This is a genomic window from Escherichia sp. AM3 (genome assembly GCF_032029835.1).
In the GTDB taxonomy this organism is placed as follows: Bacteria; Pseudomonadota; Gammaproteobacteria; order Enterobacterales; family Enterobacteriaceae; genus Escherichia; species Escherichia coli.
Window position 1 is genome coordinate 1 of record NZ_JAVUPQ010001169.1, and the last position, 250, is coordinate 250.

The 250-nt window shown below is 56.8% G+C and carries 1 protein-coding gene; it reads left to right on the forward strand.

What is annotated here, in order from left to right; translation table 11 throughout:
- A partial coding sequence (gene lgt / locus RTW80_RS30185) for a prolipoprotein diacylglyceryl transferase (RefSeq protein ID WP_312721868.1) occupies window positions 1–250 on the forward strand: 250 nt, incomplete at both ends.

Here is a 250-nt window from a genome sequence, read left to right on the forward strand (position 1 = left end):
GTCCTGTTCTATAATTTCCCGGTATTCCTGAACGACCCGCTCTATCTGTTCCGCGTCTGGGACGGCGGCATGTCTTTCCACGGCGGGTTGATTGGTGTGATCCTGGTCATGGTGATCTTCGCCAGACGGACCAAACGGAACTTCTTCCAGGTGGCTGATTTTATTGCGCCGTTAATCCCGTTTGGGCTGGGCGCAGGGCGTCTGGGCAACTTCATCAACGGTGAACTGTGGGGGCGTGTCGATCCGAGCG